At 66.9% G+C, this 22,193-nt stretch carries 24 protein-coding genes, 1 tRNA gene and 4 pseudogenes; 8 read left to right on the top strand and 21 right to left on the bottom strand.

The window, feature by feature from the left end:
• Positions 1–169 precede the first annotated feature (169 nt).
• The 3 genes from G5V59_RS33775 to G5V59_RS33765 are packed head-to-tail and all read right to left on the bottom strand — an operon-like array spanning position 170 to position 2,493.
• On the bottom strand, positions 170–967 hold the full coding sequence (locus G5V59_RS33775; RefSeq protein ID WP_278259352.1) for a carboxypeptidase regulatory-like domain-containing protein: 798 nt from the start codon (positions 965–967) through the stop codon (positions 170–172).
• A complete protein-coding gene (locus G5V59_RS33770; protein WP_278259351.1) occupies positions 885–1,325 on the bottom strand; it encodes a hypothetical protein in 441 nt (146 codons plus the stop codon). The genes G5V59_RS33775 and G5V59_RS33770 overlap by 83 nt, the downstream gene beginning before the upstream one ends.
• A complete protein-coding gene (locus G5V59_RS33765; RefSeq protein ID WP_278259350.1) occupies positions 1,318–2,493 on the bottom strand; it encodes a DEAD/DEAH box helicase family protein in 1,176 nt (391 codons plus the stop codon). Before G5V59_RS33765 ends, G5V59_RS33770 begins: the two co-directional genes overlap by 8 nt.
• A gap of 571 nt (positions 2,494–3,064) precedes the next feature.
• On the opposite strand from G5V59_RS33765, the gene G5V59_RS33760 reads away from it, so the two are divergent.
• Entirely contained in the window at positions 3,065–3,388 is a 324-nt protein-coding gene (locus G5V59_RS33760; protein ID WP_278259349.1) for a hypothetical protein, read from the top strand.
• A gap of 296 nt (positions 3,389–3,684) precedes the next feature.
• Entirely contained in the window at positions 3,685–4,002 is a 318-nt protein-coding gene (locus G5V59_RS33755; RefSeq protein ID WP_278259348.1) for a ribbon-helix-helix protein, CopG family, read from the top strand.
• Positions 4,003–4,940: 938 nt separating this feature from the next.
• On the opposite strand, the gene G5V59_RS33750 is transcribed toward G5V59_RS33755, so the two are convergent.
• On the bottom strand, positions 4,941–5,294 hold the full coding sequence (locus G5V59_RS33750; protein WP_278259347.1) for a hypothetical protein: 354 nt from the start codon (positions 5,292–5,294) through the stop codon (positions 4,941–4,943).
• On the opposite strand from G5V59_RS33750, the gene G5V59_RS33745 reads away from it, so the two are divergent.
• Positions 5,284–5,673, top strand: coding sequence for a PIN domain-containing protein (locus tag G5V59_RS33745; protein WP_278259346.1), 390 nt, complete (start codon positions 5,284–5,286; stop codon positions 5,671–5,673). The genes G5V59_RS33750 and G5V59_RS33745 overlap by 11 nt on opposite strands.
• Here G5V59_RS33745 and G5V59_RS33740 read toward each other — a convergent pair.
• Positions 5,633–6,553 carry a hypothetical protein gene (locus tag G5V59_RS33740; RefSeq protein ID WP_278259345.1) on the bottom strand — a complete coding sequence of 307 codons (921 nt, stop codon included), beginning with the start codon at positions 6,551–6,553 and terminating at the stop codon, positions 5,633–5,635. The two genes, G5V59_RS33745 and G5V59_RS33740, sit on opposite strands and share 41 nt — an antisense overlap.
• 794 nt (positions 6,554–7,347) lie before the next feature.
• Between G5V59_RS33740 and G5V59_RS33735 the strand changes: the two genes are divergently transcribed.
• The gene (locus G5V59_RS33735; protein WP_278259344.1) at positions 7,348–7,971 is read left to right on the top strand and encodes a site-specific integrase; all 624 of its coding nucleotides are present in this window, start codon (positions 7,348–7,350) and stop codon (positions 7,969–7,971) included.
• Between the two features lie 104 nt (positions 7,972–8,075).
• On the top strand, positions 8,076–8,414 hold the full coding sequence (locus tag G5V59_RS33730; protein ID WP_278259343.1) for a hypothetical protein: 339 nt from the start codon (positions 8,076–8,078) through the stop codon (positions 8,412–8,414).
• A gap of 174 nt (positions 8,415–8,588) precedes the next feature.
• On the opposite strand, the gene G5V59_RS33725 is transcribed toward G5V59_RS33730, so the two are convergent.
• On the bottom strand, positions 8,589–9,467 hold the full coding sequence (locus G5V59_RS33725) for a hypothetical protein (protein ID WP_278259342.1): 879 nt from the start codon (positions 9,465–9,467) through the stop codon (positions 8,589–8,591).
• A 255-nt stretch (positions 9,468–9,722) separates the two neighbouring features.
• On the opposite strand from G5V59_RS33725, the gene G5V59_RS33720 reads away from it, so the two are divergent.
• Positions 9,723–9,809, top strand: coding sequence for a helix-turn-helix transcriptional regulator (locus G5V59_RS33720; protein ID WP_278260231.1), 87 nt, complete (start codon positions 9,723–9,725; stop codon positions 9,807–9,809).
• 164 nt (positions 9,810–9,973) lie between these two features.
• Here G5V59_RS33720 and G5V59_RS33715 read toward each other — a convergent pair whose 3' ends face one another.
• The gene (locus G5V59_RS33715) at positions 9,974–10,633 is read right to left on the bottom strand and encodes a hypothetical protein (RefSeq protein ID WP_278259341.1); all 660 of its coding nucleotides are present in this window, start codon (positions 10,631–10,633) and stop codon (positions 9,974–9,976) included.
• Positions 10,634–11,759: 1,126 nt separating this feature from the next.
• On the opposite strand from G5V59_RS33715, the gene G5V59_RS33710 reads away from it, so the two are divergent.
• Positions 11,760–11,921, top strand: coding sequence for a hypothetical protein (locus G5V59_RS33710; protein ID WP_278259340.1), 162 nt, complete (start codon positions 11,760–11,762; stop codon positions 11,919–11,921).
• Between the two features lie 347 nt (positions 11,922–12,268).
• On the opposite strand, the gene G5V59_RS33705 is transcribed toward G5V59_RS33710, so the two are convergent.
• From G5V59_RS33705 to G5V59_RS33675, 7 genes and pseudogenes are all read right to left on the bottom strand, one after another.
• Complete coding sequence (locus G5V59_RS33705) at positions 12,269–12,547, bottom strand: hypothetical protein (protein ID WP_278259339.1); 279 nt, start codon at positions 12,545–12,547, stop codon at positions 12,269–12,271.
• A 655-nt stretch (positions 12,548–13,202) separates the two neighbouring features.
• Positions 13,203–13,278: transfer RNA gene (locus G5V59_RS33700), tRNA-Ala, on the bottom strand.
• 102 nt (positions 13,279–13,380) lie between these two features.
• Positions 13,381–13,692 (bottom strand): histidine phosphatase family protein, encoded by a 312-nt coding sequence (locus G5V59_RS33695; protein ID WP_278260230.1) that lies wholly within the window; start codon positions 13,690–13,692, stop codon positions 13,381–13,383.
• Positions 13,646–13,882: a histidine phosphatase family protein gene (locus G5V59_RS33690; protein WP_278260229.1), complete on the bottom strand. Its 237-nt coding sequence runs from the start codon at positions 13,880–13,882 to the stop codon at positions 13,646–13,648. Before G5V59_RS33690 ends, G5V59_RS33695 begins: the two co-directional genes overlap by 47 nt.
• Before the next feature lie 100 nt (positions 13,883–13,982).
• Positions 13,983–14,162, bottom strand: a complete 180-nt coding sequence (locus tag G5V59_RS38315) for an RsfS/YbeB/iojap family protein (RefSeq protein ID WP_341351358.1) — start codon at positions 14,160–14,162, stop codon at positions 13,983–13,985.
• 201 nt (positions 14,163–14,363) lie between these two features.
• Positions 14,364–14,974, bottom strand: a pseudogene (gene nadD / locus G5V59_RS33680) (nicotinate-nucleotide adenylyltransferase).
• A gap of 699 nt (positions 14,975–15,673) precedes the next feature.
• A complete protein-coding gene (locus tag G5V59_RS33675; protein WP_278259338.1) occupies positions 15,674–16,039 on the bottom strand; it encodes a hypothetical protein in 366 nt (121 codons plus the stop codon).
• Positions 16,040–16,407: 368 nt separating this feature from the next.
• On the opposite strand from G5V59_RS33675, the gene G5V59_RS33670 reads away from it, so the two are divergent.
• Positions 16,408–17,175 (top strand): hypothetical protein, encoded by a 768-nt coding sequence (locus tag G5V59_RS33670; RefSeq protein WP_278259337.1) that lies wholly within the window; start codon positions 16,408–16,410, stop codon positions 17,173–17,175.
• On the opposite strand, the pseudogene G5V59_RS33665 reads toward G5V59_RS33670, so the two are convergent.
• The 7 genes and pseudogenes from G5V59_RS33665 to G5V59_RS33625 form a co-directional block, all read right to left on the bottom strand.
• Positions 17,150–18,404, bottom strand: a pseudogene (locus G5V59_RS33665) (glutamate-5-semialdehyde dehydrogenase). The gene G5V59_RS33670 and the pseudogene G5V59_RS33665 overlap by 26 nt on opposite strands.
• Before the next feature lie 109 nt (positions 18,405–18,513).
• The gene (locus G5V59_RS33660; RefSeq protein WP_278259336.1) at positions 18,514–19,407 is read right to left on the bottom strand and encodes a hypothetical protein; all 894 of its coding nucleotides are present in this window, start codon (positions 19,405–19,407) and stop codon (positions 18,514–18,516) included.
• A 20-nt stretch (positions 19,408–19,427) separates the two neighbouring features.
• The gene (locus G5V59_RS33655; RefSeq protein WP_278259335.1) at positions 19,428–19,595 is read right to left on the bottom strand and encodes a hypothetical protein; all 168 of its coding nucleotides are present in this window, start codon (positions 19,593–19,595) and stop codon (positions 19,428–19,430) included.
• 257 nt (positions 19,596–19,852) lie between these two features.
• Positions 19,853–20,819, bottom strand: a pseudogene (locus G5V59_RS33650) (electron transfer flavoprotein subunit alpha/FixB family protein).
• Positions 20,820–20,845: 26 nt separating this feature from the next.
• Positions 20,846–21,647, bottom strand: a pseudogene (locus G5V59_RS38310) (electron transfer flavoprotein subunit beta/FixA family protein).
• A gap of 171 nt (positions 21,648–21,818) precedes the next feature.
• On the bottom strand, positions 21,819–21,989 hold the full coding sequence (locus G5V59_RS33630) for a hypothetical protein (protein WP_278259334.1): 171 nt from the start codon (positions 21,987–21,989) through the stop codon (positions 21,819–21,821).
• Positions 21,943–22,191: a hypothetical protein gene (locus G5V59_RS33625; protein WP_278259333.1), complete on the bottom strand. Its 249-nt coding sequence runs from the start codon at positions 22,189–22,191 to the stop codon at positions 21,943–21,945. Before G5V59_RS33625 ends, G5V59_RS33630 begins: the two co-directional genes overlap by 47 nt.
• Positions 22,192–22,193 lie beyond the last annotated feature (2 nt).

Below are 22,193 nucleotides of genomic sequence, written 5' to 3'. Positions count from 1 at the left end.
TGCGCCACCCAGGAGCGACGTTACCCCCAGTACGCCTCCCCACTCGGCAACGAACGGCACGAGACCAAAGAGTTCCGCGCTGGAAACCTCGCCCACCCCGCCCAGACGGAACTTGTCCAAAACGGCGGCGACGAAGCCCTCCGGCAACGCCGGGTAGCGAACGCCCAACTTAGCCTGAGCCGCGGTTGCCCGTGCATCCAGGCTCAGGGGCGCTGCGTCGAAGGCAGCCATCCCGAGCAGATCGAACCCGTCCAGGTCCTGCCGGCCGAGCACCAGAGCGAGCAGACTCAGGCGTGACCTGGCGGATCGCGAGGTGCTCTTCCGACTCGCGACAATCCGGTCGGACCTGCCAGACAGCCCGCAGTGCGTCCAGCGTCGGCACCCGCTCACGCACGGTCGTCCGTACTCGATTCAAGTAGTCCGATGGGTTCAGGACGTTGCCGTTGCCCAGGTCGACTTCGATCTCGTCCGCGATGGCGACGTCAACCCCGGAGATTCGCAGGCGGCGCTCGCCCTGAGCAGGACGTCGGAGGTCGATGACCAGAGGCTGTGAATCGGTGTCGGTCGGATCAACCCGCAAGTGCCGGCGGGTGTAGCCGGTGGCCGCGACGAAGAGGTCGAGTACCGACGCCGGCATCTCGTCGACCCGAAAGCGACCGTCGTCGTCGGCGCGGCACTCCGTCAGCAACCGGCCGCCGAGGCGGACTGACACCGACGCACCCGCAATCAGGTCGCCCGTTTCCTCGTCCTGGACGATCCCGACCACCGAGTGGTTGCCGCTTGTGGGTCCGGCGACGACAGGCAGCGTCGGGAGGTCCCAGTCGTCGAACAAACGCGTTGCGTTCGTGTAGTCAATGATTCGGAAGAACGTCTTGCCGGTCGTCTCATCGAGTCGACTTCCTCGCCCGATGATCTGCTTGAAGGTCGTCACAGATCCGATCGCCTTCATGAAGACGATGTTGCGCACGGACGGCGCATTGACTCCGGTCGAGAGCAGGTCGACCGTCGTGACCACAACCGGCTCGGTGCTCGACGCGAGCCTGGAACTGCTCCAACAACGGCTGGGCGTCCCGTTCCTCGCTGACGATCCGCGCCGCGTACAGATTTCTGCCTGTTTCGGACCCCAGAAGCGCCTGCATCTCCGACCGCACCAGTTCGGCGTGCTCCATCGTGACGCAGAAGACCATCGTCTTGTCGAGCGCGCCGTACGTGCGGAGCAACCCTGCCAAGTGCTGGCACATGACCCGCGTTCGATCGGGGACGATGATGGCCCGCTCAAACTCGCGCATGTCGTACGTATCGCGGGGCGTCGCGCCCTCAGGCACGATGAGTCTCCGCACCTCGCTCGACCTCGTCACGGATCACCAGCCCGTCGTCGACGCTGGTGCTGACGCGCATGACCTTGTACGTCGCAAGAAAGCCATCGTCGATGCCCTTGCCGAGCGAGTACTCGTAAATCGGACGCGGCTGACCGTCGTCATCGAGGTTCTCTGCAGCGAAGTGAGCGTAGGTGTCAACCGAGTCGCTCTGCTTCGGGGTGGCAGTCATGCCGAGGTGGAAGGCACTGTCGAAGTGATCGAGTATCGCTGACCAGTCGCCGTAGCCACTGCGGTGGCACTCGTCGATAATCACAACGTCGAAGAAGTCTCGCGGATACTGCTCGTAGAGCCGCCCGCCGCCAGGTGCATCTGCGTAGAGCGACTGATAGATCGCGAAGTGGACATCGCGTTCCAACGGCACCGAACCGCCGACGACGGCACCGCGACGGTCACCCAAGCCGCCGAACTCGTTGTACGCCTGATCCCGGAGGCTGACCCGATCCGCGATGAACAAGACTCTCTTCGCATACCCGCTCGCCAACAGACTTTGTAGACGAAGTTGAACGCGATGAAAGTCTTCCCTGTCCCTGTCGCGAGCGACAGCAGTGCCCTGTGGTGACCTTGCAGAATCTGCTCGATCGCCGCGGTGACAGCGCGCTCTTGGTAGTACCGCATAGACGGGGCGCCTGGCAGGGCAAACGCAGGCTGCAGAAGTGGGTTGGACACCCGCTGCCCCGACGGCGAGGTCACAACCGGTCCCCGCCAGGTGGCTGTCGACCGCCACCGGGTGAGCAGACTCGTCAGGAGTCGGGAACTGGTCGAGCCGCCGCACCTCGCCTGTGCGCAGGTCCTGCTCGACGATCTCGTGACCGTTGCTTGAAAAGGCAAAGGGCGCGTTGACGTCGTACGCGTACGCGAGCGCCTGTTGGATCCCGGCTCCAGGCGCGTGGGTCTCGTCCTTCGCCTCAACTGCCGCCAGGATCGTGCCGCGGGGCTCTGCTCTCAGGACGTAGTCAACGAACTGCGGCTCGTCGCGAACCGTCTGCTCGCCGAGCAGGCGCAGGCGGCCTTTCTTGTACGTGTACTCCTCCTCAACCAGCCCGGCAGTCCAGCCCGCAGCAGTCAGCAGCGGATCGATCAGCTGCTCACGCGTCTCTCGCTCGTTCCTCGTCACGCCCTCAGTCTTTCAGTCTCGACCGACAGTCCGCTTCCGAACGCGCAGGGTTGACGACGCGAGCCCACTTGGCGTTCCTCCGGCATGGGACTCAGCGAAATCCAATTCGCCCAGAATTGTCGCAGGGCCGGAATGGCAGTTGATTGCTTATAGACGTTTCTTGTGATTTACTCGAATTTAAGTCAATGATTAAGTTGGGGAGCGAAGATGCACCCCAGGGAAAGCAACAACACCTAGCAACTATGATTCATTTCGACCCAGATTCACCCGGTTACCACCTGAAGTCCCGCTTAGAGCAGCCACTTACCTCGGCCTACGACCTGGCGCGCGAGCCTTCTCCCCGAACTGCCCGAGAACATAGTCGTGTGGCTCGACGACCGGAAAGTGGATACAGGCACCGGCGTGACTGGATACGCGAAGGCCGCGGGCGTCCTCGCACTCTCCATTGACGAGAGACTTTCCGGACAAGGTCGCCCAGTTCCATAACCTGCGCAGTGCCGTTCTCCACCAGACGTACCACTGGGTCCAAGGCCACACTCTCGAAGCATCGACAGCGGTGTACGAGACTGCATTGGACAACGCCGTGCTCGAAGGCGCAGCCACAGTGTTCGCGCACCAGCACTCCGGCACCACGCCATCATGGAGCAACTACACAACGATTCCGGATTCCATGCTCGAAGAGTGGCGGGCCGACCTCGAAAGTATGCCGATCCACCTCTACGCAACTGGCCCGACGGCCATGCGCGAGTGGTCGTCGACGAACGATGACCCCGACCTGGAATGGCGCTCGCTCCGGGTTGGAGCGTGGATCGTAAACCGATACCTAGCCAAGTCGCGCAAGCAGATCATCGATCTACGGCACATGTCTGCACGCGAGATCATTGCGGGCGTTTAATTTGTCCGATCTACCGGCCAGAATTGCGCACGCGTTGTTCATTTAACATCGGCCGTCGAGAGAATCTCCCCCTCTGTTGACCCGCCACATATAGCGCCATACTCTTCCGTCAGGCGCTATTTTGTTGACTTCTACCATCAACTATTCATAATGATGGGCGAAACCATCGGCGTCCTCGCAGCGCCGTGCTGGTTTCAGTCTCGTCCGTGTTCTGCGGCTTTCAGATCACCATCCCGGTGACCGGCCGCACTCCACGGAGGAGGTACGCCATGAGTGGCGAATCACCGCCCACGACGGTGGGCAACGGCAGCCAGGTCCGAACCCTGGCTGTGCGGATCTCCGACGACCTGCGAGCGCAACTGGACGTTCTCGCTCGGCTGACGAACCGCACGGTCACCGAAGAGATCCGACTGGCCATCGAGGCCTGGATCGCGAAGGCCAAGAGCGATCCGGACGTCCTCAAGCAGGCCGAAGCAGTGCGGGCTGAGATCGAGCGTGATGCCCAGACCCGCCGCAACGCCATCGCCGCCATCTTCGACGGCAGCGATGGCAAGACCGGTGGGACCAAGGCTCCCGCTTCCCGGTCGACTGGTACGAGCAAGCGCTGCCAGTGACCACCCGCGCGGTGGGACCTCAGGTTCGCAGCGATGCGGCACCTGGGGTCCCACTGCGTCTCCCCGACTTCGTGGTCGGACTCTCCAGCCAACCGGGCTGGAGAGCAACGCCTACGAAACGAGGTGACCAAGTGTCCAGCGCCATCTTCGTCCCCTGCGACGACCGTCAGCCGGTTGCCCTCCGGGAGTACAGGCTCTCTGGAGGACTACCAAGCGGCTGTCGGCGGCTACGTCGAAGCCATCTACGCCGGCGAGAACGAACTGTCGTTCTTCGCCAACGAGGAGGCCAAGGCTCATCGGCCTGGCCATGAACCGACGCGCCACCCTGTTGTGGCACGTGCAGGCTCTACCCGGTCTGGCCGAGCGACATCCTGAGTGGTGACGTGGTGCTGGTCGGGCCGGCGGGACCAGACGGCGAGACCATGGACGTCGATGCTCAGGTCCAGAGGCTCCTGTTTACGACCTCGACCTACGCGGTCGAGATGCGAGCCTGACGGATCGAGAAGTGGCGACGCGCCGCTCAGACGTTCGGCGACTTCTTCGCCGCCTGCGCCTGGGGTCTTGCCGTCGCGAGCGACGACCAGGCTGCGGGAATTCGCGTCGTTTCCGAGAAGTAGGCGAACCGCCGGAGGCAACTCCTGGCAAGGACTCCGCGCCTCTCCCCTAGTTGGGGATGAGGCGCGGAGTCATGCACACCGAACAGCGCCTGCGGGCCACCTGGCCCGCAGGCTTCGTGTGCCAGACGGCCGCCATGCCAGCCGCCCATGCATTTGCTGAACGATGTCGGTGAGCACCGACAAGATGGTCTCCATGCTCATCACGCCTCGCATCGGCGCAGACCGTACGGCTCTGCTCCAGCAGACTCCTCCAGATGGAGACTGACCTTCAGAATGTTCGCGGTCACGGGCACACGGCGGTTGATTTGTTCCAGGCGTACGTCAGCCTGGGCCAACAACGCGGTGCGCATGTTGCGGCACAGCCTGCGGGAGGCCGACCTGGATCGGCTGGTGCTTACCAGGCGCTACTGGACCATCCAGGCGATGGCCACCGGGCCAGTCGGCCTGGCGGGCAACCTGGTTGAGGTCGAGATCGACGACCGGATCAAGGTCTTTGAAGAAGCCCGCCGCACCACCGAGGCGGAGTGCAAGCGCTGGGATGAGCGCGGTCGCCTGGTCGTAGCCGATACCTCGTTCTTCCACCAGCACCCACGCAAGGCTCGACGAGGCCGACCTCTCGAAGGTGATTGGCAGCCGTGAGGCGCCGATCGCCTTGGTGGTCCCGATGGTGATCATCGATGAACTTGAGAAGCAGAAGAACGCCTCGCAGAAGGACCTCCGATGGCGCTCAGCGGTCACCCTGGCAGTAATCGAGCGGGTCGCCGGCCAGACCGGGACCGGACGACTGCGTGAGGCGGATTTCTCGGCCATCGATCGCGGCGAGATCCCGAGCGGCGAGCACTGGATCGATGTGCTGTTCGACCTGCCGGGGCACGTGCGACTGTCGATCAACGACGATGAGATCGTCGACCGTGCGCTGGCAGTTCAGTTGCTTTCAGCGAAGCCGGTGACGTTCCTGACGTACGACACCAATCAGGCGCTACGGGCGCGCTATGCAGGTCTCGATCGCGTCCTCAAGTTGCGCAGGGACAAGAGCGACTCGGCAGGCGACTAATAGGGGCTCGCCTCACGCCAGGCTTGAGCGCCTTCAGGCTCAGGCCGACGGCGATCCGCCAGTCATTCCCGTTAAGCCCATCCGCGCCAGCACGATCGGGAACATCTCGGGGCGCGTCAATCGGCTCGAAGGTGCCGTCGCCAGTACTCCCCCAGACCACCACCTCGCCGTCCGGATCCTCGCGCGCCTCAGCGAGCATGGATCGGATGTCTTCATGGCGCACGCTGCTGATGCCGGCTGTGACCCACGACGGCATGAGCACTACCTGCGGCCACGAAGCAGCCCCACATTCTTCGAGCCGCGTCCAGAGCGTCCGCCACCGGATCGTCACGTGACGGAGGCCATCAGCCCATACAGGCTTCTGGGGTCGGCCGACTTTGAAACTGGTCGTGACGAGGTCCGCGTCGACCTTGCCGCCGGCCTTGAATGCGGCCATCTGCGTCGCCAAGATCTGTCCGACCTGAGAGGCCGTGAGCGCAACCATCCAGTTCGCGAACCACCAGGGCTTTGTGGAGAGTTTGTCCACCCTCGAGAATCCAACCTCTGACACAGCCAGCCCCACCGCCGCCGTCGCGTCCTCAAGAGTGTCGGTCCAGCGCGGCATCGGGAAGACGTAGAACGGCTGCAGCCCGTGCGGCAGCGCCAGGTAGTGATCCAGTTGCTTCAGGTCGATCTTGACCCGATGGACGTCGCCCTTCTTGTTCAGCGTGGTCGTCTTCGCTCGAGCCTGCACCGCCTTACCGGGAACGGCGGGCAGGCTTCCGACGTAGATGTCCTCGCCGCGAGCGGGCCACCAGAGCGACGCCTTCGATCGGTACCGATAGGTCAGATAGATACTCGCCCAGTGCTCGAGGGTCTTCTCCGGGACTGACACCACCATGCGTGGCAACGTAGCGTGATGTGAATCGTGACGGACGCGATCGGCTGACGCCGAGCGCGTGGAGTGCACCGCATGAGCCGTTGCCGCTGGCCCGAGCGCAGTGAACGTGGCTGCTACGACGGAGGGCCAGTCGACGTCGAGTTGCTCGCGACGCCGACCCATGCCCAATTGGCCGAATTGCCGTCGGCGTATGTGTAGAGCGACGACCCGGACGTCAGCATCACGTTGTCAATCTTGATGCTGAGGCCAGCGGAAGTTCCGTTCAGCGCCGTTGCGCGGGTACGAGGTCCGCTTTCGCGACCCCACGACGCTCGACAACAACGGAGCTCCGAAGGGTCGCGGCAAGACCTTCCGCACATTGAAGGAAGCAAAGGCATACCAGGATGAGACGAGCCGCGCCATTCGGACGCGTACTTTCATCAACCCTGACCGCGGGCGCACGTCGTGGAAGGAGGTTAGCGAGCAGTGGCTCACAGACGTGACGCCAACTCTCCGCAACCGCTCCGTTGAGGGATACGACTGGCTCCTGCGCCGCTACCTCAGCCGATGGGACAACCTCGCTATCGGCGACATCACACGCGAGGACGTTCGCCGGCTGATCGAGGACCTACGACGCCCTCGCAAGAACAAGCCCAACGGACTGAGCCAGGAGACCGAGGACAAGGCCTTCACCGCGGCACGGCAGGTGTTCGACTACGCCGTCGAGGAACGCTTCATCGACACGTCGCCCGCCAGCGGCAAGCGCCGTCGACGCATCCGAACTGATGACGGCAACACCGGCGTAGGCTCGCGCCATGACAGCCGACAAGGCAGAGAGCATCATCAGCCACCTGCCCGAGGGTCGCTACCGACTATTTGGACTCGTTGCCTACTGGACCGCCTTTCGTCCTGGTGGTTCCGCTGGCCTCCGGGTGCGCAACATCGACCGCCTACGCAACCAGATCCAGGTTGACGAGACCGTCGAGGCGTTGCGCTCCGGCCTCCAGCCTGGCGTTCCCAAGACGAAGCGATCCCGGTGGCGCGTCGTGCCCGTCCCGAAGGACGTCATGGCCGCTCTATGGTCCTACATCGAGGACCGCAACCTCACCTCAGGCGACTACGTGTTCGCGGCGAACGGTCCTTACTTCGTCTACAAGATGTTCGAGCGTCGCCAGTGGCAAGCGGCATGCAAGGCAGCCGGGTACGAGAACGAGAGTCCCCGCTTCTACGACCTGCGGCACACCCGGATCACGATGTGGGTCCATCAGGGCGTCCCGCCCCACGTCGTCATGGCCTGGGCCGGGCACTCCAATATCAAGACGACGATGAACGTCTACACGCACGTCAACCCACAGGACTCAAGCGTCGAAGCGATCATCAAGCGGCTGTACGGGAGTTCGTCTGACCTGCACGAGTCGAGCAGCGAGGAATCGGCGTAGACTCGGCTACGCCAGCAGAGGGTCGGCACGCTCGGAATCGGCGCGCGTCGGCCCTCTCGACCACCGGCAGACCACGGGACGGGTCTGTCCATCACATCCCTTGGGTGATCACCTTTGCGATTACCTCGGCAGTGACGTCCTTCCCAACGCCGCCGAAGAACTCTGCGCCGCGCCGCAAGACGCCTTTGCGCTCGGCCTCTGGCTCGGCGTCTGCGGCGGCGGCGAAGGCAGACTGCCAGCCTCGCCGTCAGACCGTCGGGCGTGGGCCACGCGCCTACGGTCCTGCGGGCGTGCCCGGACACATTGGCTACGAGGCCGAACATCCCGCCCGGCATCGGGCCCGGTACGAAGAACTTTGGTTCCTCATGGCTCAGAGCCCGCAGGGCCTTCTGAACGACTTCTTCATCGAATCCGGTCTCGTCGCCGATGTCGCGCGAGCCTGACCGCCGGTCCATCATCGGAGTCAGTCAGCCGGACGATGGCTCTTAGAACGGGAAGGTCCCGCGCTTCCCATGTCGATACCATGCAAGCGAATGTAGAGCCTGTCTACCGAGCGAACTAAGGACCTCAGATCCGACCGAGCAGGTCCGCCTTCTTGGCAGCGAACTCGTCCTCCGTCAGAACCCCGGCATCTCGGAGCTCGCCGAGCTTTGCGCAGCCTGATCCACGACGTCGGTCCCAGAGGGCGCAGAGGCCAACCGCTGTTCTGCCCCCACCCCGTCAATGAAGGCCCGGGCCACTGGCTCTTGCACCTTGACCTCGATCACGGAAGCCGCTGAGTGAAAGGCGACGGTGCCGAGCGACTCCGCCGGGGCGAGCATGCCGAGCGCGCCGCTCGACTTCCACGTCACTGACTCGATCGCGGCTAGAGGCAGTTCATCGCTGCCGGTGCCCACCTGGTTGTTGTGGTGCACGAGAACGCGACGGTCGGTCAGTAGGAGCAGGACGCCCCGCATCCCGATCGTCCCTGCCGCCAGCAGCCGAACACCCTCGCCGGCCTGAAGACGATCTGGCAAGGACTCCAAGTCGCTCCAAGACCCCGCGAAGAAGTTGGGTCGCTCCTTAGCAAGCGCGATCAGATCAGAGGGCGGAGCGTCAGTCGTCGGCTGGCGCACGAGCGCATCGGCCAAGTCTTCGCGCTGCTCGGGTTTCGCCTCGGCGGCGTAGGGCAGTCGCGCCTTGGTCGGATCGATACCTGTCTGGCGATTGAAGGCAAGGGCGCGTTCCAAGATGCCGTGGAGCTCGCGGATCGCCTTCGCTTGCTTGCCCGGCTGGAACAAGATCGTCCACTGGCGACCGAGGACGCTCCATTGCGTGTTCTTCGGGACCTCAGCATCGCCGATCACAAGGTGGAGGTGTCCGGCGGTCAGGCCGCTGTCCTTGAACAGGATCTCGCGGATTGCCGCAATCGGGATCCGCCACTCCGCGCTGTCCAACGCAAGCCCACGGTCAAGTCCACGCAGGAGCCGACCTCCGGCACTCCACACCAGGCTCATCGCCCTCGACGCGAACGACGCCGTTGTGGCCTCTGAACTCACTCTCTGCATTCGCCATGCGCGAATGCTACTTATAGTCCGTCGACTCATAGTCGTCATTCGTAGACGTTGATCCGGTGCCCACGCCGAAGCCTCACAGCGCCGACAGGCGTCGTGCGTTCGGCGAGCGCGTCCGTGAACTGAGGAAGCCTCTCGGCCTCTCCCAGGAGGAGCCTCGGTCACCGAGCAGGACTCGACCGCACCTACGTCGGCGGCGTGGAGCGCGGCGAGCGGAACATCAGCCTGGACAACATCTGGGTACTGGCCGACGCGCTCGGAGTCCATCCCCGCGACCTGCTGTAATCACGGATTCCGAACCGTCACCGCCTTTACAAGTTCCAGAACTTCACGAAGCAGCGAGTTCGCGTCACCCGTGGTCAGCCTGGCCTTCGCCGGCGACGCCGTGCGAACTCCACCCACGACCGAATGACCGCTCGACGAACGCACGCTTGGCCTCCTTGAGCGCCTCAGCATCTTCGATGTCCGCGAAGAACGGTCCGATCGCTCGCAGTTCGAGCCTCCATACGCTTGCTGTTCCCAGCCCGGGATAGGAACGACGCTCCTAGCCGGAACGCCACAGCAGAAGCCGCGACGATCGTGATCGTCACACCCAACTTCAACGCGGTGTACTGCCATGAGATCTTCTCGTCCGCCCCGACGTTGTGCACCGTCGTGCCGATGACGGCGAGACCAGCAGCGAGCGCCAAGAAGCCGAGGACATTGGCGCCGACACCCCATCGCCATTGCTGATCAGAATACTCCTTGAACTTGCCAGCGAGGATGTCTGCAGAGGCCAGTCCGGCGACCTTCTCCGTCCCCTCCCTCAAGTCGTCAATCTGGGCATAGGCCGCGCGGGCGTCGTCGCGAATACGATCTACTTCGTCGAGGCTCGGCTGGGCCAACGCTTCCGGGGCCTCACCTTGCTCCTTCACGAAGGCCTTGAACTTGTCTTCGCGCTCTGTCTGTTTCGTCGTGAAAGCTTCGTTGTTCGTCGTCAGAGCCGTATCGAGGCGAGACTCGTCGGAGGTGATTTTCGCCGACAGGGCCGCTATCTCTGCACGAAGTCCTGAGACCGCTGTCTCGTGCTCGGTCTCCTGTTGTGCAAGGGCTGCGCGCAGGCTCAGCATTCGAGTCTCGCAAGGTTTCGATAGCGGCGGAGGCAGCGTCGCGATACTCAACGAACAAACGGTTGGCTGCCGCCGCCGCTCCTCCCTTGAGAGTCTGCGTCGGCCACATCCCCAACTGATGTAGCGCGGAGTCGGCATGCGAGGCGGCATTCAGCAGGTGTTGGACGTTGCCGTTTGAGACATAGTTGTTGGCCTCCTGAGTGACGTTAGGCAAATGGCTCTGAACAGCAGTCATCGCGGCAGTCGCGTACGGCGCCGTGTCACTCGGGTCGTCGTGAGCCCTGATCGCCGACGCGAGGTAGCGCAGCGCGTCCAAGGCTTCTGTCGCACCACTGTCGTCGCGCTTCTCAGCCTCCTTTAGTACCGCCTCCAGCGCAGCAAGCGCTGGCCAGATCGGGTGAGACTCAAAGGCCGACTTCTCCACGACAAATCCCTTCTGCGAATTTCAGGTGACCGTAGCGGCTGGGTCCGACAAAGGATCACACAACGGCGCCAACCAGACGTGCGGCGATCCTCTGCACACTGGTTCAGCCAGCACGTCAGCCGAGGAGCCGTTCATGACCAGCACGCCTGTCGGAGAGACCTACTACAATCCCGCCCAGGCTCGCGCGCCAGTGGGAGCGCCCGCTGCTGTTCGTCCGCCGGATGATCAACGAAGGCAAAGCTCGCCACGGACGAGCGCGGCCCGGTGTCCAACTCCGACCTCCGCGACTTCTACCGCACCCACGGCAACCCGGTGCAGTAGCCCAAGCCGCCCACAACTCCGGGCAGTTCCGTTCCTTCCTCGCGGGCAATTCAGGCGGGGCTGTAGCGGATTCGCGGGCTCCTCCCAGTCCCCCACATGCGGTGGCATCCGCGCGTCGGCCCCGCCTGTCCAATGCGAAACCAATCCCCTCGCTCGTTGGGGCCACGGCGGCGGGCAATCCCGCGCGGTCAGCCGAGCCAGCCGACGCATTCGGCCCGTAGACCCAGGAGCACGGATGCGTCGGCCCGTCGGGCCAGGGCAGCACTCTTCAGGCCGCAGAATCGGCATCAGCATCTCGAGTGCGTGTTTCCCAAAGCGGCGTGTCGCCACAAGATGTTGACCCATGAGGTTCACGCTGGGCTACATGTAGTGGCTCTGCGTATGGGGCCGGGCCACGACTCCCGAGAAAGTCTCACCGATGTCCTGCCTCCTGATCACCTACGACCTGAACAAGCCCGGACAGAACTACTCCGGCCTCTACGACGAGATCAAGGAGCCTGGGCGCCACGTGGTGGCACTACTTGGACTCGACGTGGCTGGTGAGTACCACGCTCACCGCTCAGCAGGCGTCCGAGAGAATCATGAAGCGCATCGACGACTCAGACAGCCTGCTAGTCCTCAACGTGTCAGGTGACGCCTACGCAGGCTGGCTCACCGAGAAGGCTTGGGACTGGATCCGCAAGAACATCTGACGGCTGATCGAGAGGAGCCAGCCTATAGGCCAGCCCCTCTCGCAGTCGTGTGTTCAGTTCTGCGGCTTGCGGGCTGGCAGCCGCCAGCGCGCTCGAACGGCCTCTATTCGGTCCAGTCCGTGCGCAGCCTCTGCCCATCGATCAGGACCGACCCCACAACATCGCCGCTCCTGGCCCGCTCGACGGTGACGCTCACCTTCACCGTGCGGGCCTCGCCGCGACGCGGTGAACGGTGATTTGCTTCGCACCCGGCTTCCACAGCGCGTCGAACTCCTCTGCCTCAACCCTCTTCGCGAGATCCAGGTTCGTCAGGAACCGGCGGGCAGTGGCGAGACTGACCTTCTTCTCGTCGGCAATCTCCGGCAGCGTCCTCCCGGCGGCCACGAGCGCAGCCACGGCCTCAGCCTCCGCGCGAGCGTCAGTCCCCGGCGACAGGTAAGGCAGCGAGCGGATCGTCTTGTTGGCGCGCTCCTTCACCAGGACCGCCAGGCTTCATCGTGAGCGCCTCGCGCAGGCACGTCGGCTCGGGCTTCGCAGGGTTGAGCGACTTCGCTGGCGACTCCTTCGGAGTCGGGGCAGCCTTCGCTGTACTGGCCTTTGCGGCAGGCCTCGCGGGAGCGGTGCGAGTCTTCGTGGTCGTGCTGGTCATGACGGCCTCCTGGTCTGCTGTGAGACCCGCCTTCCGGGCCTCGGTGAGAGCAGCAAACAGAGGAATCGAGCGAATGTTCAGACAGCATCGGGGGTGGGCGGAGGCGATCAGGTCGGGAACTCCGCGACCACCTGCAGAGACTAGGTCCGAGAATCTCTATCGGATTCGACGGTGATCGGTGTCGTCTCCCCGCTGCCGCCCCCTCCCGCGCCAGAACCCGAGGACCCACGCAGCCCCCATCACCAGCGCACGCGCATTCGGCGGACCCGACGGGCCGCCCGTGCCCCGTGCGCGCGCGTACGCCCGTCCTACGGGCCTCAGAGGGTGGAGGGACGGGGCAGGCCAGGCCCGAGCCTAGCGCACACGAATACCGGAGACCAGCCCCGACCCGTGGTCTGCGGCGCGGTCTCTGGGTTCGCGTCGCCAAATGCGAATCGGCGGCCTCCCCTGCGTCTCCGCAGTTCAGCCGCCGATTCTTGTCGGTGGAGCCTGGAGGGGACTCGAACCCCTGACCCTCTGCATGCCATGCAGATGCGCTACCAGCCTGCGCCACAGCCCCATTCAGTTGTGATCCCCGCGGAAGCGGAGCAACCTGCGGAATACTAGCCAACCCTTCCACCGGAGGTGAAATCCGGGGGTCGGTTCCGCCCTCGCAGCCGCCTCAGAGGTTGTACGCCGCCAGCGCCCACGCCCCCGACGAGCGCTGCTCCAGCACCACACGGCCGCAGTTGCCGAGGGCGCGCAGGTCCTGCGCGACGTGGAGCGGCCAGCCGAGGAAGGCGACCACGCCGGTGCGCGTGGCGGCGCCGTGGGAGACGGCGACACCGCACTCCCCCGGGCCGAGCGAGTCGGCGAGCGCGGTGAGGGCGGCCGTGAAGCGGTCGGCGACCTCGGCGGGGCTCTCGGCGCCCGGGAGATCGGACCAGTCACCGCGCCGGAACCGGGCGAAGGCACCGGGGTCGCGGGCCTCCAGGCTCGGCGTGCGTCAGCCCCTGGAGGTCGCCGAGGGCGAACTCCCGCAACCGCGCGTCGTACGACGCCTCGAGGCCGCAGGCCCTGGCGACCGTCTGTGCGGTGACCGCGGCACGGGCCAGGTCGCTGGAGACGACGGTGACCGGCTCGAGGGCGGCCACGAGCGGCGCGACGGCGCGGGCCTGCTCCAGACCGACCTCGTCGGTTCTCGGTGTCGAGCCTGGCCCTGGACGCGGTGGGCGGCGTTCCAGGCGGTGCGGCCGTGCCGGAGCAGGACGATCCGGCGGGGGCTCACGCGTCCGTGGAGGCCGGAGGCCCGGAGATCTCGGCGGGCGACTCGATGAGCGGGCAGTCGCGCCAGAGGCGCTCGAGGGCGTAGAACTCGCGCTCCTCGGCGTGCTGGACGTGGATGACGACGTCGCCGTAGTCGAGCAGCACCCAACGCCCGTCGCGGTGGCCCTCGCGGCGGATCGGCTTGGCGCCGAGCTCGCGGAGCTTTGTCCTCGACCTCCTCCACGATGGCGCGGACCTGGCGGTCGTTGCCGCCGGAGGCCAGCAGGAAGGCGTCGGTGATGGCGAGTTTGCTCGCTCACGTCGAAGGCCAGCCTGGTCGGTCGCGAGTTCTGTCGGAGGCGGCGAGAGCCGCCGCGCGGATCAGGCTCGACGGCGTGGTCAGTGGCGGTCATGGAACTCCGAATCAGTGGGATCAGTGCGGGCGTAGAGCCCGTGCTTGGTGATGTACTGCACGACGCCGTCGGGCACGAGGTACCAGACCGGCTGGCCGGCGCGTTGACGGTCCCGGCAGTCCGTGGAGGAGATCGCCAGGGCCGGCACCTCCACCATGGTCACACGGTCGTGCGGGATCTTCGCCAACGTCGCGGGGTCCATGTCGGCTCCCGGCCGCGTGCAGCCGACGAAGTGGGCCAGGCTCGAAGGCGTCCTCCGCGTCGCGCCAGCCTGAAGATGTCGGTGAGCGCGTCCGCGCCGGTGATGAAGTAGAAGTCGGCGTCGGGCCGCTGGGCGCGCAGGTCCCGCAGCGTGTCGACCGTGTACGTCGGGCCGGCCCGGTCGATGTCGACCCGGCTGACCGTGAACCGGGGGTTCGCGGCCGTCGCGATGACCGTCATCAGGTAGCGGTGCTCGGCCTGCGAGACGTCCCGGTCGGCCTTCTGCCAGGGCTGGCCGGTGGGCACGAAGACGACCTCGTCGAGGCCGAACCAGCCCTGCACCTCCGAGGCGGCGACGAGGTGACCGTGGTGGATCGGGTCGAACGTGCCGCCCATCACGCCGATGCGGGCGCGGCCGTCCGGACCCGGCACGGGATCGACCTGTGGTCGCGGCCGCCGCCGAACCAGACCAGGCCCAGCAGCAGGAAGAGGAGGAAGGCCAGCACGCCGCCGCCGATGAACCACGGGTTCACGGCGGGCTCGCCGTGCTCCTCGGCGGCGCTGACGACGGCGAGGGCGGTGAGGCTGATCTGGTCGAGCATGGCCGCATCGTATCCGAGTCAGTGGATCGCGAAGTCGACGCCCAGGAACAAGAGCGAGAAGCGGATCGATCGGCCGACGAAGACGGTCGGGACGAACGCCCACATCGGCATCTTCAGGATGCCCCCGATGGCCGCCATCGCGAGCAGCGGCGGGATGCCGACCGAGGCCGCGAGGAACATGATGGCGGCGGCGTACCAGGGACGGCCCTGCATGCGGCCCATCCACTTGTCGTAGGTGGCCTTGATCTTCGGCCCGGAGAGCCTTCTTCTGGGCCCACTTCGACTCCGAGCCGCGGCGGGCGGCCTCGTAGACGATGATCTTGCCGACGGTCGCACCGGCGCCGGCGGCGATGCCGAGCGAGATCGCGGTCGCCGTACCGCCCTGGGCGGCGCCGGCACCGAGGATGTAGACCTCGATCGGGAGGAACGGGAGCAGGGCGGACGCGATGCTGAAGGCGAACGTCGTCAGCCACAGGATCATGCCGCGGCAGCCTCACGCTCGGGGACCGGCAGCCCCAGCCTGCAGGAGCCAGCGCAGCGACACGCACTTGAGCACGAGCAGTCCCACGGCGATGATCGTGCCGAGCCAGACCCACCCGCTGACCAGGAGGATCACCGCGAAGGCGCCGGAGTTGGCTGCCTTGCCCACGCGGGACCAGTTCCACAGGTAGATCCGGCGGTCGATGACGTGGAAGTAGTTGGGGCTGCGGATCGGCCAGGCGAGGAACGCCAGCGAGAGGTACATGTCGATGACCATGAACTCGAAGAGGTAGATCGCGATCGGGATCCCGATCCACCTCATCGGCTCGTCGCTGATCCAGCCGCCGGGCTGGAGCCAGATCAGGCCGACGTACAGCACCCCGCAGCCTGAGCCGGTCGCACATCATGTCCACGACCGCGCCCATCCGGGTCTCGCAGTCGCGCCAGCGCGCCCACTCCCCGTCGATGCTGTCGCCGACCCAGTAGGTCACCAGGCCGATGACGATCCAGGTCAGGCTCTCGTCGTAGGCCGCCCAGACGGCGATCGCGAGCGTGATGACGGTGCGGACGAAGGTGATGATGGTGGCCCCGGTGAAGAGCCGTTCGACCGAGGGATCGGCGTAGATCCGGTCCGGGGAGCCTGCCATGCCGCGAAACCTACCGCGCGGTGGTGAGTGGCCCGACGACATCCCCCCAGGAGTACCGCGCATTCACCGGACGGCCACCTGCCGGCCCTAGCCTCGCGACGTGCTCTGGCTGGCCGTGGTGTTCGCGCTCGCGAGCGCGGCGACCACCGCCGTCTCGACCGCGAGCCAGCACCTGACGGCCTCCCGCAAGCCGTGGGTGGCCGTCCTGCTGGCGGTCGTGCTCGGCCCGGTCGGCTTCGTCCTCCACGTGCTCGCCCTCGACCACGGGCCGATCGGGCTCGTGCAGCCGATCGCGATCCTCGGCATCGTGCTCGCCGTCCCGCTGCGGGCGGCGCTGGCCCGCTCCCGGCCCGGACGTCGCGAGCTCGTCGCGGTGGCGGTCACCGCGCTGGCGATCGCCGCACTGCTGCTGGCGACCGACGCCCGGGAGAGCCCGCATCCCCCCGACTCCGCGCTGCTGCTGGCGGCGGTCGGCGCGTGCGCCGTCGCGGCGGCGCTGCTCATGGCGGTCGCCGCCGGGGTGCCGCACCCGACCGGGCGGGCGTTCCTGCTCGGGAGCGCCTCCGGGGTGCTCTTCGGGCTGATGTCGGTGCTCATCGAGGCCGACCGGCTGTACGTCGTGCTGGCGATCTGCGGCGTCGGCGGCGTCGCCGTCAACCAGGCTCGCCTACCGCGCCGCCCGGCTGTCGGCGTCGATGCCGGTGCTCAACGTCGTCAACTGCCTGCTGACGCTCGCCTTCGCGCGCTTCGTGCTCGGCGAGGTGCCGCACCCCGGGCCGGGCTCGACCGCGGTGACGGTGGCCGCCGTGACGGCGATGGCGTGGGGGCTGTGGCGGCTGGCGTCAGCGGACGTGGCCGTCGCCGATGACGACGTACTTGGTCGAGGTCATCTCGGGCAGCCCCATCGGGCCGCGGGCGTGCAGGCTTCTGGGTGCTGATGCCGATCTCGGCGCCGAAGCCGAACTCTCCCCCGTCGGTGAACCGCGTGGAGGCGTTGACCAGCACCGCGGCTGAGTCGACCTCGGCCACGAAGCGCCGCGCGGCGCCCTGGTCCTCGGTGACGATGGCGTCGGTGTGCCCGCTGGACCAGGCGCGGATGTGCTCCAGCGCCCCGTCCAGGTCCGGTACGACGCGCGCAGCGATGTCGAGCGAGAGGTACTCGGTCCCCCAGTCCTCGTCCGTGGCCGCGACCACGCCGTCGAAGCCCCCGAAGGCGTCGTCGCCGTGGACGGTCACCCCGGCCTCCTGCAGCGCGGCCACGACCCGCGGCAGGAACTCCGCGGCGACGTCGGCGTGCACGAGCAGCGACTCCGCGGCGTTGCACACGCTGGTGCGATGGGTCTTGGCGTTGAGGACGAGCGGCAGCGCCTTGTCGAGGTCGGCGGCCTTGTCGACGTAGACGTGGCAGTTGCCGACGCCGGTCTCGATGACCGGCACCGTGGACTCCTCGACGACGGACTGGATCAGGCCGGCGCCGCCGCGCGGGATGAGCACGTCGACGAGGCCGCGGGCGCGCATCAGGGCCTTGACGCTGTCGTGGCTGTCGCCGGGGACGAGCCTGCACGACGTCGGCGTCGAGGCCGGAGGCGACGACGGCGTCGCGCAGCACCGCGACGATGGCGGTGTTGCTGGAGCGCGCCGAGGAGCCTGCCGCGCAGCAGCACGGCGTTGCCGGACTTGAGGCAGATGCCCGCAGCGTCGGCGGTGACGTTGGGGCGCGCCTCGTAGATCATCCCGACGACGCCGAAGGGCACCCGGACCTGGCGCGACTCCAGCCCGTTGGCGAGCACGCCGCCACGGACCACCTCGCCGACGGGGTCGGCCAGACCGGCGACCTCGCGCAGGCCCTGGGCCATCCCCCTCCAGCCGCTCGGTGCTGAGCCGGAGCCGGTCGATGATGTTCGCCGGAGTGCCGCCCGCCTCGGCGCGGGCGACGTCCTCGGCGTTGGCCGCCAGGACCTCCTCGGCGCGGGCGAGCAGGGCGTCCGCCATCGCGTGCAGCGTGGCGTCCTTCTGCGCCCGGGTGGCCAGGGCCAGCCCCCGGCTGGCGACCCGCGCCCGCTGGGCGACCTCACGCACGGCGACCTCGGCACTCATGAGCCCAAGGATAGGGCTCAGGCGCAGGGACGGGACTTCGGCTCGATGCCCACCCGGTGGGTGGTCCGGCCGCTGGCCCACATCTTCGCCCACTGGTCGTTGTAGGCCTTCACCGTCTGCGCGCTGTGCAGACTCGAGGGTGACCTCGTCGCTGCTCAGGCCCGGCGGCGACCAGTTCTCCGAGCCGGTCCACACCAGCCGGTCGCCCCGGCCGCGGTAGGTGCCGTTGATCGTGACGTACTTGAGGTGGGAGTAGCAGGCTCGGGCCGTAGACCGTCTCGTCGGCGTCGGAGGTCGAGGGGCGCGGTCCCCACTGCCAGTCGGCGGCCTTCACCGGGATCTTGGCGCGGACCAGGATCCGCACGACCTCCTTGCTCATCAGCGAGCCGATCACGCGCACCTTGCAGCCACCGGCCTTGCGGGCGGCCAGCAGGCTCGCCAGCCGCTCGCCGCGGGTGGCGTACCAGGCGCGCATGTTGACGGTGATGACGGTGCGGCCGTTGCTGCCGAAGCCCTTCGGCGCCGCGCAGGTGACCGCGCGGAGCCGGACGTACGGCGCGTCGGTGATCGCCTTGCTCGTGGTCACCCGGCCCTGCACGCCGCCCGGCACCAGTCGCTGGAAGTAGGCGCTGACGGCGCTGCTGACGTAGTTGACCCGGCGCGGGGAGACCGCGCGGTCGTGCCGCATCTGGTCGAAGAGGCGCCACCAGGTCGTGAACAACGCGGTCTGGCCGGCGACGGCGACGGAGTCGTTCCACTGACCGTGCATGGCGGGCCCGCCGAGGTTGGAGGAGCCTGCTGATGAACAAGCTGCTTGGCCGTGCCGGAGCGGGTGAAGGAGTAGATCTTGAGGTGCATGTTGCCGGTCGAGGCGCTGTTGCGGCAGGCATCGCGGCACACGTAGAGGAAGGCTCGCCCGGTTCGGGTTCTTGCCGAGCGCGCGCTGCACCCGCGCCTCCAGCGGCCCGATCAGGTTGGCGTTGACGATGACCTGGACCCGCACCCCGCGCTTCTTGGCCGCGATCAGCCTTGTCGGCGCTCGTCTTCAGCCCGAGGTTGTACGTCGCGATCCGGATCGTCTCCCCCGCCGGGGTGTGGTCGATCGCGGCGTGGATGCGGCGCACGATGACGTTGCGCTGGGACAGCGGGCCGATCGGGTTGTTGAACGTGATGCCCAGGTACGGCGCCCACGGCACCGCCTTCTGCACGGGCTTCTGCACGGGCGCGGCGGCCTGCGTGGAAGGGGCGGAGAGCAGCGCGAGGACCGTCGCGAGGACCGCCACCAGGGCGATCGGGGCGGTCCGGACGATCCGGTTCAGTGCCAGCACCAAAGCAAGGTATATCGCTCTACTTACTTCCACCAAACGCCACGGCGAACGGGTGACACCGGAAGAGAGAACGCCGTGGCGACCAGCGGTCGCCACGGCGTTCTCGAGGAGCCTGAGAGGTCAGCCCTTGCGCTTCTCGACCTCCGCGGTCACGGCCGGGAGGACGGAGTGGAGGTCGCCCACGACGCCGAAGTCGACGAGCTCGAAGATCGGGGCCTCCTCGTCCTTGTTGACGGCCACGATGGTCTTCGAGGTCTGCATGCCGGCCCGGTGCTGGATGGCGCCGGAGATGCCGTTGGCGACGTACAGGCTGCGGGGAGACGACCTTGCCGGTCTGGCCGACCTGGAAGGTGTGCGGCTTCCAGCCGGAGTCGACGGCGGCACGCGAGGCGCCGACGGCCGCACCGAGCGCGTCCGCGAGCGCCTCGACCGCAGTGAAGTCACCGCCGGTGCCACGACCGCCGGAGACCACGATGGCGGCCTCGGTGGTCTCGGGGCGACCGGTCGCCTGCCGCGGCTGCGAGGCCACGATCTGGGCGGTCTTGGCGGCGTCGGAGATGGTCGGGGAGAACTGCTCGACCGCGCCGGCACCGTCGCCCTGCTCGGGCGCCGCGGCGTTGGGCTTGACCGCGATGATCGGCGTGCCCTTGACGACCTTGGCGTCGACGGTGAAGTTGCCGGCGAAGACCGACTGGGTGGTGACGACGGTGTCGCCCTCGACCTTGACGTCCACGGCGTCGGTGATCAGGCCCGAGGAGAGCCTTGATCGCGAGGCGGCCGGCGATCTCCTTGCCCTCGGCCGATGCCGGGATCAGGATCGCGGCCGGCGAGGCCTGCTCGGCGAGCCTGCTGGAGCACCTCGGCCTTGGGGGCCACGAGGTAGCCCTTGATCTCCGCGTCGTCGACGACGTAGACCTTGTCGGCGCCGTAGCCCTTGACCGCCTCGGCGGCAGCGTCGGCCTTGTCGGCACCGCCGATGAAGACGGCCGACGGGGAGCCGATCCGCTTGGCGATCGCGAGCAGACTCGTAGGTCGGCTTGCGCACCGCGCCGTCGACGTGGTCGACGAGAACCAGAACTTCAGACATGTCTCTTCGATTCCTCTCGGCGCTTCTCAGATGAACTTCTTGGACGCGAGGAACTCGACCAGCGCCGTGGCGCCCGAGCCGTCCTCGTCCTTGACGATCTCGCCGGCCGTGCGCGGCGGGCGGGCGGCAGTGGCCTCGACCGTGGTCCAGGCGGCGTCCAGGCCGACCTCACCGGCGTCGACGCCGATGTCGGACAGGCTCAGCGACTCCAGCGGCTTCTTCTTGGCCGCCATGATGCCCTTGAACGACGGGTAGCGAGCCTCGCCCGACTGGTCGGTCACCGACAGCACCAGCGGCAGCGTGCCGCCGATGACCTCGGTGGCGGTGTCGCCGTCGCGCTTGATCCGGATCTGGTCGCCCTGGGTCTCCACGACCGCGGCGAGCGTGACCTGCGGGAGGTTGAGCCGCTCGGCGAGCATCGCCGGGACCACGCTCATGCCACCGTCGGTCGACGCGAGGCCACCGACGATGAGACTCGGGGACACCGATCTTCTCGATGGCCTTGGCGAGCACCAGCGAGGTCGCGATCGCGTCGGAGCCGGCGATCGCGTCGTCGGAGACGTGGACGGCCTTGTCGGCGCCCATCTGCAGCGCCTTGCGGACGGCGGCCTCGGCCTCGGCCGGGCCGACGGTCAGCGCGGTGACGGTGATCTCCTCGTCCGCGCGCTTCTCCTTGATCTGGAGGGCCTGCTCGACGGCGTACTCGTCGAGCTCGGACAGCAGGCCGTCGACGCCGACGCGGTCGACGGTGTTGTCCGCCTCGAACTTGCGGTCACCCGTCGCGTCCGGGACGTACTTCACAAGGACGACAATGTTGGAGAGAGTCATGGTTGTGGCCGGACCGGCCCCTTCCTGTGCTTCGTGAGTCCCTGACCGCGGGGTCCGCGCAGGGAGCAACTTCTGCCACGTGAGGGCAACATTCGCAGGTTACCGCCCGGTCACCAGCAGCGGGAACCGCGTCTCAGTGGACTACCTCACACCCCTGTGCCCGGGACGGGCTCAGGGACGGATCAGCCGCTCGAGGATCCGGCCGGCGACCAGGTACACCACGCAGGCGATGCCGTAGTTGAACAGCGCCGTCTTCACCGCACCGTTCGGGTCGTCGAAGGCCTTGACCGGGTTGTCAAGGTCGAAGAAGCCGAGGTCGAAGGTGTTGGCCAGGTCCCGCACCAGCCTGGACCAGGCCGTTGTCCTCGTTGGCCTCCAGGGCGTAGGAGAAGGCCGCGGCGGCGAGGATCAGCGCCAGTGTCACGCACACGATCCACACCGTGCGAGCGAGGGTGTCGCGCGCCCGGGTCGCCGCCAGCGACCGGCCCGCGGTCTTCGTCTCGGCCTGCTTGTCAGCCTGGTCGGCCTTGTCGTCCGCCATCACCG

It is taken from the genome of Nocardioides convexus, assembly GCF_011090295.1.
This window is presented reverse-complemented; position numbering and strand designations above follow the sequence as displayed.

What these genes read in the sequence shown, in the direction of transcription:
- G5V59_RS33745 (WP_278259346.1), top strand. Translation starts at nt 5,284, where the DNA reads ATGGTGATCATCGATGAACTTGAGAAGCAGAAGAACGCCTCGCAGAAG.
- G5V59_RS33750 (WP_278259347.1), bottom strand. Translation starts at nt 5,294, where the DNA reads ATGATCACCATCGGGACCACCAAGGCGATCGGCGCCTCACGGCTGCCA.
- G5V59_RS33740 (WP_278259345.1), bottom strand. Translation starts at nt 6,553, where the DNA reads ATGGTGGTGTCAGTCCCGGAGAAGACCCTCGAGCACTGGGCGAGTATC.
- G5V59_RS33735 (WP_278259344.1), top strand. Translation starts at nt 7,348, where the DNA reads ATGACAGCCGACAAGGCAGAGAGCATCATCAGCCACCTGCCCGAGGGT.
- G5V59_RS33725 (WP_278259342.1), bottom strand. Translation starts at nt 9,467, where the DNA reads ATGAGCCTGGTGTGGAGTGCCGGAGGTCGGCTCCTGCGTGGACTTGAC.
- G5V59_RS33715 (WP_278259341.1), bottom strand. Translation starts at nt 10,633, where the DNA reads ATGCTGAGCCTGCGCGCAGCCCTTGCACAACAGGAGACCGAGCACGAG.
- G5V59_RS33710 (WP_278259340.1), top strand. Translation starts at nt 11,760, where the DNA reads ATGGGGCCGGGCCACGACTCCCGAGAAAGTCTCACCGATGTCCTGCCT.